This window comes from Pseudomonas sp. ML2-2023-6, assembly GCF_037055265.1.
In the GTDB taxonomy this organism is placed as follows: Bacteria; Pseudomonadota; Gammaproteobacteria; order Pseudomonadales; family Pseudomonadaceae; genus Aquipseudomonas; species Aquipseudomonas kulmbachensis.
Window position 1 is genome coordinate 4,413,257 of the sequence record NZ_CP146347.1, and the last position, 12,199, is coordinate 4,425,455.

11 protein-coding genes are annotated in these 12,199 nt (G+C 57.5%); 4 read left to right on the forward strand and 7 right to left on the reverse strand.

Annotation, left to right across the window (positions count from 1 at the left end):
* Window positions 1–51: 51 nt before the first annotated feature.
* Window positions 52–660, reverse strand: a complete 609-nt coding sequence (locus tag V6L79_RS20545; protein ID WP_261739172.1) for a tRNA-(ms[2]io[6]A)-hydroxylase — start codon at window positions 658–660, stop codon at window positions 52–54.
* A gap of 219 nt (window positions 661–879) precedes the next feature.
* Here V6L79_RS20545 and V6L79_RS20550 point away from each other — a divergent pair, with 219 nt between their 5' ends.
* Window positions 880–1,743: a universal stress protein gene (locus tag V6L79_RS20550; protein ID WP_338579421.1), complete on the forward strand. Its 864-nt coding sequence runs from the start codon at window positions 880–882 to the stop codon at window positions 1,741–1,743.
* A 5-nt stretch (window positions 1,744–1,748) separates the two neighbouring features.
* On the opposite strand, the gene V6L79_RS20555 is transcribed toward V6L79_RS20550, so the two are convergent.
* Complete coding sequence (locus V6L79_RS20555) at window positions 1,749–2,219, reverse strand: DUF1289 domain-containing protein (RefSeq protein ID WP_261739174.1); 471 nt, start codon at window positions 2,217–2,219, stop codon at window positions 1,749–1,751.
* 406 nt (window positions 2,220–2,625) lie between these two features.
* On the opposite strand from V6L79_RS20555, the gene acnB reads away from it, so the two are divergent.
* Window positions 2,626–5,226 carry a bifunctional aconitate hydratase 2/2-methylisocitrate dehydratase gene (gene acnB / locus V6L79_RS20560; RefSeq protein ID WP_261742470.1) on the forward strand — a complete coding sequence of 867 codons (2,601 nt, stop codon included), beginning with the start codon at window positions 2,626–2,628 and terminating at the stop codon, window positions 5,224–5,226.
* A 73-nt stretch (window positions 5,227–5,299) separates the two neighbouring features.
* On the opposite strand, the gene V6L79_RS20565 is transcribed toward acnB, so the two are convergent.
* Window positions 5,300–6,370 (reverse strand): AI-2E family transporter, encoded by a 1,071-nt coding sequence (locus V6L79_RS20565; protein WP_261739175.1) that lies wholly within the window; start codon window positions 6,368–6,370, stop codon window positions 5,300–5,302.
* Window positions 6,371–6,449: 79 nt separating this feature from the next.
* A complete protein-coding gene (locus V6L79_RS20570) occupies window positions 6,450–6,689 on the reverse strand; it encodes a sulfurtransferase TusA family protein (RefSeq protein WP_261739176.1) in 240 nt (79 codons plus the stop codon).
* Window positions 6,690–6,808: 119 nt separating this feature from the next.
* Here V6L79_RS20570 and V6L79_RS20575 point away from each other — a divergent pair, with 119 nt between their 5' ends.
* Window positions 6,809–8,239 carry a M48 family metalloprotease gene (locus V6L79_RS20575; RefSeq protein WP_261739177.1) on the forward strand — a complete coding sequence of 477 codons (1,431 nt, stop codon included), beginning with the start codon at window positions 6,809–6,811 and terminating at the stop codon, window positions 8,237–8,239.
* 100 nt (window positions 8,240–8,339) lie between these two features.
* Here the strand turns inward: V6L79_RS20575 and nadA are convergent, their stop codons facing one another.
* The 3 genes from nadA to V6L79_RS20590 form a co-directional block, all read right to left on the reverse strand.
* On the reverse strand, window positions 8,340–9,398 hold the full coding sequence (nadA, locus tag V6L79_RS20580; RefSeq protein ID WP_095001725.1) for a quinolinate synthase NadA: 1,059 nt from the start codon (window positions 9,396–9,398) through the stop codon (window positions 8,340–8,342).
* Window positions 9,399–9,841: 443 nt separating this feature from the next.
* The gene (locus V6L79_RS20585; RefSeq protein ID WP_338579422.1) at window positions 9,842–10,444 is read right to left on the reverse strand and encodes an NAD(P)H-dependent oxidoreductase; all 603 of its coding nucleotides are present in this window, start codon (window positions 10,442–10,444) and stop codon (window positions 9,842–9,844) included.
* Window positions 10,441–10,884, reverse strand: a complete 444-nt coding sequence (locus V6L79_RS20590; protein ID WP_261739179.1) for a GNAT family N-acetyltransferase — start codon at window positions 10,882–10,884, stop codon at window positions 10,441–10,443. Before V6L79_RS20590 ends, V6L79_RS20585 begins: the two co-directional genes overlap by 4 nt.
* A gap of 450 nt (window positions 10,885–11,334) precedes the next feature.
* Here V6L79_RS20590 and V6L79_RS20595 point away from each other — a divergent pair, with 450 nt between their 5' ends.
* The gene (locus V6L79_RS20595) at window positions 11,335–12,186 is read left to right on the forward strand and encodes an ABC transporter ATP-binding protein (RefSeq protein ID WP_395247634.1); all 852 of its coding nucleotides are present in this window, start codon (window positions 11,335–11,337) and stop codon (window positions 12,184–12,186) included.
* The last annotated feature ends 13 nt before the right edge of the window (window positions 12,187–12,199 follow it).

Sequence of the window (12,199 nt, forward strand, 5' to 3'; positions counted from 1 at the left end):
TATCTATCTGGTCGTTGGTATTTTTACAGCTCCCGTAGCAGCTGCCGAAGTTTAAGCGGCGGCTGGCACACCACTATGGAAACGGAACTCGACATCCGGCGACTCGATCAGCTCCTGCTCCGCCACCCTCACCCGCTCGATCACTTGGGCAATATCCTTGGCATCACCATATTGGTAGGCCAGTTTCAGGTAGCCCTGAAAATGCCGCGCCTCGCTCTTGAGCAGGCCGAAGTAAAACTTGCCGAGTTCTTCGTCCAAATGTGGCACCAGGGCTTCGAAGCGCTCGCAACTGCGGGCTTCGATAAATGCACCTACCACCAATGTGTCTACCAGTTTGACCGGCTCGTGGTTACGCACCACTTTGCGCAGCGCCGAGGCATAGCGCCCGGCCGACAGCTGGCGCAACTCGATCTTGCGCTTTTTCATCAGGCGCATGACTTGCTCGTGGTGCACCAGCTCTTCACGGGCCAGACGCGACATCATGTTGATCAGGTCAACATGGGAATGGTACTTGGCGATCAGGCTCAGCGCTGTGCTCGCAGCCTTGAACTCACAGTTTTTGTGATCGATCAGCAAAGTTTCCTGATCAGCCAACGCCGCCGCGATCCAGCCGTCAGGCGTGCGGCAACCCAGGAACTGATGAATTTCAGGAAGAATCACGCGCATGCTCCCGACCGTTGGGGGTTGCACGGCAAACCGGCAGTGTTTTGAAAAATCGCTGACATGAGGCTCACAAAACTGAATTGAGGCGAGCCAGGGATTATACGGGCCACGGAGCGCAGCACCAACGGCGTAACTTGATATGCATCAACACGGGTACAACTGCAGAGCAACTATAGTGAATGCAAGCCGCTTTTATTACTTGTGGAGTCACCGGTCATGCACAGCATTAACACCCTGTTGGTCGTCATCGAGCCCCATCTGATGGAAAGCCTCGCACTCAAACGTGCCAAACACATCGCCTGCCACACCAAGGCGCACTTGCATCTGTTGATTTGCGATAAAAAACATGACCACTCAGCCCTGCTGAGCGTGCTTGAAAGCAGCCTGAAAACTGAAGCCTACAGCGTCAGCAGCGAGCAGGCCTGGCATGAAAGCCAGCACGCAACCATCATCAAGGTGCAGCAAGCTCACAATTGCGGATTGGTGATCAAGCAACACGTGCCGGATAACCCGCTGAAAAAAGTCCTGCTGACTCCCGAAGACTGGAAACTGCTGCGTTACTGCCCGAGCCCGGTACTGCTGGCCAAAACCGCAGAATCCTGGGAGCACGGGGTCATATTGGCCGCCGTCGACGTGGGCAACAACGATCCTGAGCATATGACCCTGCATTCAAGCATTGTCGACCACGGCTTCCGCATCGCGAGCATGGCCCATGCGCAATTTCATGTCGTCAGCGCTCACCCCGCTCCAATGCTGGCAGCGGTCGACGCAGCTTACCCCCTGGATACCCAGCTGGAACAAACCTACCGGGCCGAGTGCAAGGTGTTTCAGCAGCAATGTGAAATTGATGACAGCCGCCTGCATATCGAGGAGGGCCCGGCAGACGTGATTATTCCACGGGTCGCCAAAGCTCTGGGCGCGGTAGTGACGGTGATGGGCACAGTGGCGCGCACCGGTTTCTCGGGCGCACTGATCGGCAATACTGCTGAAGTGGTGATAGACAAGCTGGAAAGCGACATCCTGGTGCTCAAGCCCGATGACATGATCGAGCACCTGGAAGAACTGGCGAGCAAGAGCTGATCGGCTTATTCGCCAAAGGCCTCTTGCAAAAAACCAGGGGCGATATAGCGCTGATAATGCGCTTCGGACAGCAGGAAAAATTCCCGATCAATGGCGTCACGCAACTCGGGCAGAGCCCAACCGCGAAACTCCGGCAATAGCACCATGCCGTAGAGCTCCAGCTGATTGATCACCCGCGCACCGCGGGCAATCAGCTGGTAGGCCCAGCAATATTCGGACTGGTTGGGCACAAAGCGGATCTTGCGCGCCACCAGTTGGTCGCGCAGCGTGGCTCGATCAAAAACCTCTACCTTGCCAGCCATCACTTGCACCAAAAGCTGCTCAAGCCTGCGCCATACAGCGCGCTTTTCTTCCTCGTTGTAACCGTTCCAATTGATCACTTCATGGTGGAAACGCTTGCAACCACGGCACACGAGGTCGCCGTAAACCGTTGAGCAAAGGCCTATGCAGGGAGTCTTGATGGTTTGATTGGACATGGCGAAATAGAGCACTGCAGAACGAAACAGGCACCCATGTTAGCCCTTTGTCTAACGCAGATCACCCCTCAACCTTCAGGGCCTAACTTACCTTTAACAAGTTTTTACCGTAGAATCGGTCTGCCTTTTAAGGCGCCAATGTCCGTTAGAAGCTGTTTTCAAAGCGTCACGAGCACAGTTGATCCCGAAGAACGGTGTTGGTGAGGGGTGTTTGCACTGCAGATACCCGCACCAACATTCATCATGCCCCCCGTTCGGAAGGCGTAAAACTTTGAAAACAGCTTCTGTTGGGAATCCTTGCAATTCTGGCTAAGCGGCTCAAAAAGCCCCGCAGCGCATGAGTGCTCGGCATTCCTGGATGCGCGTCCCGGACACCCATTTGGGACCAATGATGAGGGTAATAACTGTGCTTGAAGCCTACCGCAAACATATCGAAGAGCGTGCAGCACTGGGTATCGTTCCCCAGCCGCTTAACGCCGAACAAACCGCAGGCCTGGTTGAGCTGCTGAAAAACCCGCCAGCCGGCGAAGAAGAATTCCTCGTAGACCTGATCACCAACCGCATTCCGCCGGGTGTTGACGAAGCTGCTTACGTAAAAGCCGGCTTCCTGGCAGCGATTGCCAAGGGCGAAGCTACCTCTCCTTTGATCAGCAAAAAACGCGCTGTTGAACTGCTTGGCACTATGCAAGGCGGCTACAACATCGTGACTCTGGTTGAGATGCTGGACGACGCAGAGCTGGCACCGGTTGCCGCCGAGCAACTCAAGCACACCCTGCTGATGTTTGACGCCTTCCACGACGTCGCTGAAAAAGCCAAAAACGGCAACCCCCACGCCAAAGCTGTAGTGCAATCCTGGGCTGACGGCGAGTGGTTCAAGAACCGCCCAGTCCTGGCTGACAAAATCAGCCTGCGCGTGTTCAAGGTCACCGGCGAAACCAACACCGACGACCTGTCGCCTGCACCGGACGCCTGGTCGCGCCCTGATATCCCGCTGCACGCCCTGGCCATGCTGAAAATGGCTCGCGACGGTATCGTGCCGGACGTTCAAGGCTCCATCGGTCCGATGAAGCAAATCGAAGAAATGCGCAACGCCGGCTTCCCGATTGCCTACGTCGGTGACGTGGTCGGTACCGGTTCGTCGCGTAAATCGGCTACCAACTCCGTACTGTGGTTCTTCGGCGACGACGTTCCTTATGTACCGAACAAGCGTGCCGGTGGTTTCTGCTTCGGCAGCAAAATCGCTCCAATCTTCTACAACACCATGGAAGATGCTGGCGCACTGCCAATCGAATTCGATGTTTCCAACATCAACATGGGCGACGTGATCGACCTGTACCCGCACGCTGGCAAAGTCTGCAAGCACGGTACTGACGAAGTCATCACCACCTTCGAAATGAAGACCCCGGTGCTGTTGGACGAAGTTCGCGCTGGTGGCCGTATCCCTCTGATCATCGGCCGTGGCCTGACCGATAAGGCTCGCGCTGAACTGGGCCTGGGCCCTGCCGACCTGTTCAAGAAGCCTGAAGCTCCGATTGAAAGCACCAAGGGTTTCACCCTGGCGCAGAAAATGGTTGGCAAGGCTTGCGGCGTAACTGGCGTTCGTCCAGGTACTTACTGCGAACCGAAGATGACCACCGTAGGCTCTCAGGACACCACCGGTCCAATGACCCGTGACGAACTGAAAGACCTGGCGTGCCTGGGCTTCTCCGCTGATCTGGTAATGCAGTCGTTCTGCCATACCGCGGCTTATCCAAAGCCGATCGACGTGACCACCCACCACACCCTGCCTGACTTCATCATGACCCGTGGCGGTGTATCCCTGCGTCCGGGCGACGGCATCATCCACAGCTGGCTGAACCGTATGCTGCTGCCGGATACCGTCGGCACTGGCGGCGACTCCCACACTCGTTTCCCAATGGGCATTTCGTTCCCGGCCGGTTCCGGTCTGGTAGCGTTCGCAGCAGCCACTGGCGTTATGCCACTGGACATGCCTGAGTCGGTTCTGGTTCGCTTCAAAGGCGAAATGCAGCCGGGCATCACCCTGCGTGACCTGGTACACGCCATTCCTTACGTCGCAATCCAACAGGGTCTGCTGACGGTCGAGAAGAAAGGCAAGATCAACGAATTCTCGGGTCGCATCCTGGAAATCGAAGGTCTGGACAACCTGAGCATCGAGCAGGCATTCGAACTGTCCGACGCCTCGGCAGAGCGTTCGGCTGCTGGCTGCACCATCAAGCTGTCCAAAGAGTCCATCACCGAATACCTGAACTCCAACATCACCCTGCTGCGCTGGATGATCGGTGAAGGTTACGGCGATGCTCGTACCCTTGAGCGTCGTGCTCAAGCGATGGAAGCCTGGGTAGCCAACCCTGAACTGATGGAAGCCGATGCTGACGCCGAATACGCGCACATCATCGAAATCGACTTGGCTGACATCAATGAGCCTGTGCTCTGCGCGCCGAACGACCCGGATGACGCCCGTCTGCTGTCCACCGTTACCGGTGAGAAAATCGACGAAGTGTTCATCGGTTCGTGCATGACCAACATCGGCCACTTCCGCGCTGCGGGCAAGTTGCTGGACAAGGTCAAAGGCCAGTTGCCAACTCGTCTGTGGCTGTCGCCTCCGACCAAGATGGACGCTCACCAGCTGACCGAAGAAGGCTACTACGGCATCTTCGGCAAAGCAGGCGCGCGCATGGAAATGCCGGGCTGCTCGCTGTGCATGGGTAACCAGGCACGTGTAGAGCCGAACTCGACTGTTGTGTCGACTTCGACCCGTAACTTCCCGAACCGTCTGGGTGACGGCGCTAACGTTTACCTGGCTTCGGCCGAGTTGGCGTCGGTTGCCTCGATCCTGGGTCGCCTGCCAAGCGTCGAGGAGTACATGGTCTACGCGGCAGAGATCAACACCATGGCAGCGGACGTGTACCGCTACCTGAGCTTTGATCAGATCGCCGAATTCCGTGAAGCGGCTGCAAATGCCAATATCCCGGTTATTCAAGCGTAAGCTGATGCAGTAACGAAAAAGCCCCGGCTTGTACTTAAGAGCCGGGGCTTTTTCATGTTCGGGATTCAGCTGTTTATAGTAGTGGAGCCACTAATTGTTGCTCACGCGGCCAGGCATCGAGCACCGCCTTGAACAGCGTCGCCAGAGGGATCGCAAAGAATATCCCCCAGAAACCCCACAAGCCGCCAAACAACAACACCGCGCAAATGATCGCCACCGGGTGCAAGCTTACCGCCTCGGAGAACAGCAGCGGCACCAGCACATTGCCGTCCAGAGTCTGGATGATCCCGTAGACCGCCATCAGGTAGATAAACTGGTCGCTCCAGCCCCACTGGAACAACGCAATCAACAGCACCGGCACGGTCACCACCACCGCCCCTACATACGGCACCACCACCGAGATCCCCACCAGCAGCGCCAGCAAGGCCGCGTAGTTAAGGCCCATGGTGACAAAGGCGATATAAGTCACGCCGCCACAGATAATGATTTCAATGACCTTGCCGCGAATGTAATTGGCAATCTGGCGGTTCATTTCCTCGGCCACCCGGGTAATCAATGCCCGTTCACGGGGCAAGTAACCGCGCACCCAACGACCAATCAACGCCCGGTCCTTGAGGAAGAAAAACACCAGAATCGGCACCAGCACCAGATAAATCATGATGTTGACCAACAGCGGCAAGCTGGACAACGAAAAGGTCAGTGCCAGTTGCCCAAACTTGCCGATTTCACCCCGGGCCACTTCGATGGCCTGCAGTACCTGCTCATCCGACACCAGATGCGGATACCGCTCGGGCAACAGCAGTAGCAGCGATTGCCACTTGGCGAGCATGCCCGGTAACTCGTTGAACAAGGTGATCAACTGATGCCAAAGCAAGGGCACCGCGACCACGAGGAACACCAGCAACAACCCCATGAACAACGCAAACACCAGCCCGACCGCCGCCGCAGCCGGTACTCGCATGCGTTCCAGCGCAACGACCAGGCCCTGCATCAAATACGCCAGCACCATGCCCGCCAGCACCGGCGCCAACATGCCGCCCAATGTCAGCACGGCGGTAAAAGCCAGCACCAACAAAACCGCCAGCACCACCGCCTCTTCATCGGAGAAATAGCGCTGCACCCAACCGCGTAAAACCTTGAACATCGGTATTCCTTAGAAGAAAGTACGGTGCTTCTCTGTGGGAGCGAGCAGGCCCGCCCCCACAGTTGAAGTCAATCAGGACTCAAGCCTTGCGTAACCAGTAGCGATAGGTGCCAGCATCCTCTTCCTCACGCAGCAGCTCATGCCCAGCCAGGCGTGCGAAGGTACGAAAGTCGCGTTGCGAACCCGCATCCGTGGCGACCACCTTAAGGACCTGCCCACTGATCATTTTGTTCAGCGCCATCTTGGCCTTGAGCAACGGCAACGGACAATTCAGGCCCGCGGCGTCCAGTTCGGCATCATGGGCCAACGCATCAGTCATTACGTACTTCTCCAGAGGGGCATTTTTTATGCCGGCTAGAATACCCCAAGCAGACCCGCCACTGGTCGTCAGACCAGTGTCCAGCTACAGTAAGCGCTTTACCGACTAGAGCTCTGTGCATGACTTTTCTGCGCCCTACCCTGTTGACGCTCGCTTGCCTGCTCGCTTCACCGAGTTTCGCCGACGATTTACCGTCTCTGGGTGACGCCAGTTCGTCCATCGTCTCGCCGCAGCAAGAGTACCAATTGGGCCGAGCCTGGTTGAGCATGCTGCGCAGCCAGGTGTCGCAACTCAACGACCCGCAACTCAAGGATTACGTCGAAACCAGCGTCTACAAACTGGTCGAAACCAGCCAGGTGCAGGATCGGCGCCTGGAATTCATCCTGATCAACAGCCCGCAACTCAACGCCTTTGCCGCGCCCGGCGGGATCATCGGGGTTAACGGCGGCCTGTTTCTCAATGCCCAGACCGAAGGCGAATATGCCTCGGTAATGGCCCACGAACTGGCCCACTTGTCGCAACGCCACTTTGCCCGCGGCGTAGAAGCCCAGCAGCGCATGCAATTGCCGATGATGGCCGCCCTGCTCGCCGGGATCATCGTTGCGGCCTCCGGCGCAGGTGACGCCGGGATCGCCGCCATCGCCGGTACACAAGCCGCAGCCCTGCAAGAGCAGCGGCGCTTCTCGCGCCAGAATGAGCAGGAAGCGGACCGGATCGGTATTCTCAACCTGGAAAAAGCCGGTTACGACCCACGCTCCATGCCCACCATGTTTGAGCGCCTGATGCGCCAATACCGTTTTGACGGCAGGCCACCCGAGTTTTTGCTGACTCACCCGGTCACCGAGTCGCGTATCGCCGACACCCGCAACCGTGCCGAACAGGCCAGAGTGGGCGGCACCGAAGACAGCCTGCGCTATCAACTGATCCGCGCCCGGGTACAACTCAACTACGAAGAAACCCCGGGCCTGGCCGCCAAGCGCTTTCGCCAGCAACTGGATGAAAACCCGAAAAACGACGTAGCCCGTTATGGTCTCGCGATTGCCCATATCAAAAGCAGCCAGTTCACCGAAGCCCGCGAAACCCTCAAGCCCCTGCTGGAAAAGGCGCCGAACGACATCACCTACAACCTGGCGCAGATTGAGCTGGATATGGACAGCAATCGCCTGGCCGAAGCCCAGCAGCGCATCGACAGAATGCGCACGCTATATCCGGGCAACTACCCGCTCAACCAGGCCCGAGTTGATTTGCTGCTCAAGCAAAATAATCCCAAGGAAGCCGACAAGGCTCTTGAAGCCTTGCTCAAAAGCCGCCCCGATGACCCGGATGTCTGGTACTCAGTGGCCGAAACGCGGGGTTTGTCGGGCAATATCATCGGCCTGCATCAAGCGCGTGCCGAGTATTTTGCTTTGGTGGGCGACTATCGCCAGGCCATCCAGCAACTGGACTTCGCGCAGAAGCTGACCAACAACTTCCAGCTGTCGTCGCGCCTGGACGCGCGCAAGCGGGAGTTGATGGATCAGGAGCGGGCGCTTAAAGAGATGATGAACTGATGCTTCACGTGGGAGCGAGCCTGCTCGCGATAGCCTCGAGGCAGTCATCCAGACAAACCGCACCGCCTGCATCGCCAGCAGGCTCGCTCCCACAATAAAACTAGGCATTCCCCGCCAATTTCAAACGCGCAGCCTGGGTGAAATCCAGCATGCGTTTGAGCGGGCGAATCGCGTGAGGCACCAGTGCCGGGTCAACAAAGATTTCGTTGCTGCCCTGCTGCAAGCACTCCAGCGTGCGCTCCAGTGTGTTCATCGCCATCCACGGGCAATGCGCGCAACTGCGGCATGCAGCACCGTTACCCGCGGTCGGCGCTTCGATAAAGACCTTGTCCGGGCACAACTGCTGCATCTTGTAAAAAATGCCGCGGTCGGTGGCCACGATAAACGTCTTGTTCGGCAGGTTTTGCGCCGCTGCAATCAACTGGCTGGTGGACCCCACCGCGTCGGCCAGATCGATCACCGACTCCGGCGACTCAGGGTGAACCAGAATCGCCGCATCCGGGTACAACGCCTTCATGTCTTCAAGCTGCTTGGACTTGAACTCTTCGTGAACGATGCAGGCACCGTCCCACAGCAGCATGTCGGCACCGGTCTGGCGCTGAATGTAACGGCCCAAATGCTTATCCGGCCCCCAAATAATGGTTTCGCCGTTATCCATCAGGCTTTCGACGATTTCCAGTGCGCAGCTTGAGGTCACTACCCAGTCAGCCCGAGCCTTGACCGCCGCTGAAGTGTTGGCATACACCACCACCGTGCGCTCGGGATGCTTGTCGCAAAAGGCCGAGAACTCCTCAACCGGGCAACCCAGATCAAGCGAACAGGTGGCCTCCAGCGTGGGCATCAGCACGCGTTTTTCTGGGGTGAGGATTTTTGCCGTCTCGCCCATAAAACGCACACCGGCGACCAAAATCGTTTTGGCCGGGTGGGCTGCGCCAAAGCGGGCCATTTCCAGAGAGTCGGACACACATCCGCCGGTTTCTTCGGCCAGGGCCTGAATCACCGGATCACAATAAAAATGCGCCACCAGCACCGCATCGCGGGCTTTTAGTTCAGCCGCGATCTGCGCACGCAGGCTGAGGGCTTGGGCCTCAGTCAACGGCTTGGGCTGCTTGGCATCAAGGTGGGCTTGAACCAGAAGTCGTTCAGAAATTTGCGTCATGTTCGCAAGACCTGCAAGCGCTGTTGCGCGAAAGTCGAGTGTACCACCGGCTCCGGACCGTCAAGTCCCGCCGGGAGAATGTGTGTTATCAGGCACGGACCAGCTATTCAGAGCGCCAAGGCTACAGAATATCCTTGGGATTCAAAAGTTTAATGTTGCACTGGCGACGGCCTGCGCACAGACGAAGGGCGCAGCCCCTGACCGGATCAATGACCAGACTGAGATTTATGCTCTGAAACACTGATATGAACCCGGAGCATGGATAGCTGTTCAATCAACAGGCGTTGAAAGCACCCAGTGCCTGGGCGGTGACGAACACCTGTCGCCGTTTTACACCCAAAGCGTGCAGGCAGGCCCGGCACAGGTGTTGAGCCAGCTACTGATTGATAACGCCAAACACCTGCTCTCGCAGCCTTCGGGCCTTGTCAGTGACTACACGAATGCTATCGCCCCGCCAGGTCGGCCAGTTGCCCACGGGCAACCGTGAGTGCCGCGGCCACCGCCTCCTCGCCAAACACCAGTCCCTGCAAGTAGACAAAGTGGATATCAAACAGCCCGAGCGTGTTGAGGGCATAACGCAGGTAATCGGTCAGAAAATCGGGTTGCCGCGCCCGCTCCCCCTGATGAAAACCACCCGACCCTACCAGCACATACACCGGACGGTCGGCGAGCAAGCCGGTTTTGCCTTCTGGCCCCGCGCTGAAGGTGCGATGGATACGCAACACGTAGTCGATCCACAGCTTTAGCGCCGCCGGAATGGTGAAATTGTGCATGGGCGTGGCGATCACCAATATGTCACTGGCTTCCAGCTCACGGATCAGCGTCTCGGACACATCGAACACCGGAGCATCAAACGCAGTAGGTGCGGCCAGTGCCGCGCCATAGTCGATGCTCAGTGGCGGCAAGGGCTGCTCGCTCAAATCCCGCCCCACCCAGGCCAGGTCCGGGTAGCGTTGGCGTAGCGAGGCCAATAACTCTCGGGCCAGACGGCTGGCGTGGGAAAAGTGCCCGTGGGGGCTGGCGTTGATCAGCAAGGCGTTGTTCATGGTTGCTTCCCGGTCAGGCTCTGGGTGAAGTGCATGCCATGCGCCAGCAGGCCCTGGCGGAAGTAGAAACGCTGAGCCAGAGCCATATGCAGCCCGGTGTCCAGCACCAGTTGATTGCACTGACGGCGCACGGCCTCGTCACGAACGCCGTTCAGAAGTTTGGCCCCCAGCCCCGAGCGCTGCAAATCGGGACTGACCACCAGATCATCGACATAGATAAAGCGCGAATAGATCAGATTCTCCATCTCGCGGTATCCCGCCAGCCCAACCAGGGTTAGCCCCTGCCAGGCGCCCAGCAGGCGATAGCCCTGAGCCACCTGACGCAGCAATTGCGTCGAATAGGCTGCAGGATCGCGCAGATGTGGGCGCAAGACGCGCATCAGGTCAAAACTGGCACGCAGGGCCGGTTCGTCCTCAAGGTGTTGCAGTGTGAAGTCCATGATGGTCAGCCATAAGGATAGATAGCTCCACTGTAGAGCTGCAACGGCATAGCACCTAGAGCCACAAAACGACTAAATAACCAGGCCATGATAGTTGCGCTACACCACCGATGTGTAACCAAACCCGGCAGTCACATGATTTCACTCAGGGATGCCAACCAAAGTCCCGACTGTTTCGCACTTAAAACAAAACCCCGAATTAACACGTGTATCCGTTACTTACCGAAGCACCACTTTCTCGCAACTTCATTTGGCTCGCGCTGAACATGGGCATTTTTGTGCCAGAACAGAAACGTTGTTTTATATATGAAACAAGCCAATTAACCGAATAAACACTCAACTTACTGATTAACAACAGATTTCAAACATAAAACTTAACCATAAATACTTTGGCATTGTTCATGCATTAAACACCGTATCACCTATAAAACAGACCAGAGACCCTTCCCAATGGCTGTGAAAGAGATGTTCGCCGTCGCGCCGCAATGGAACAACGCCGCTCCCAAGGAAGATATGGAGCCCACCGAAATTGAATTCCGCAATGTCGGAAAGTGCTTCCCGGCCAAAGGAAAGTCCGAAGCCCCCTTCGCCATCCGCGAGGTAAATTTCAAGATTCGCCGTGGCGAAGTGGTGTCGATCATCGGCCCCTCCGGTTGCGGCAAAAGCACCATCCTTAACATGGGCTCCGGTCTGTATCGCCCCACCGAAGGCGAAGTCTTCGTCGGCGGTGAAGCGGTTACCGGCCCGGTTCGCCAGGTCGCGTTCATGCTGCAAAAAGACCTGCTCATGCCGTGGCGCAGTATCCGCCGCAACGTCGAGCTGGGCCTTGAGATTCAAGGTGTACCCGCGGCCAAGCGCCAAGCCGTGGCCAAGGATCTGCTCGACCGCTGCCACCTGCACGGTTTTGCCGACCACTACCCGTTCCAGCTATCAGGCGGCATGCGCCAACGCGCAGCCCTGGCCCGCACCCTGGCCATCGACCCGCAAGTGCTGTTTCTCGATGAGCCGTTCTCGGCGCTGGATGCGCAAACCAAAATGATCCTGCAGCAAGACATGGCGCGCATGTTGTTCGATGAAAAGAAAACCGCCCTGTTCATCACCCACGACCTGATCGAAGCCATCGCCATGTCCGATCGCTTGCTGGTCATGAGCGCCCGCCCCGGCACCATCATCGAAGAAATCAGCATCGACCTGCCGTTTCGCGACAACCCGCTGGAGCGCCGCAAGCTGCCGCAAATCGGCCCGCTGGTAGGCCGCCTGATGGAGTTGCTGCAAGTCGGCGCCGACACCGAACTGCATTGATCACGCCCTGCCG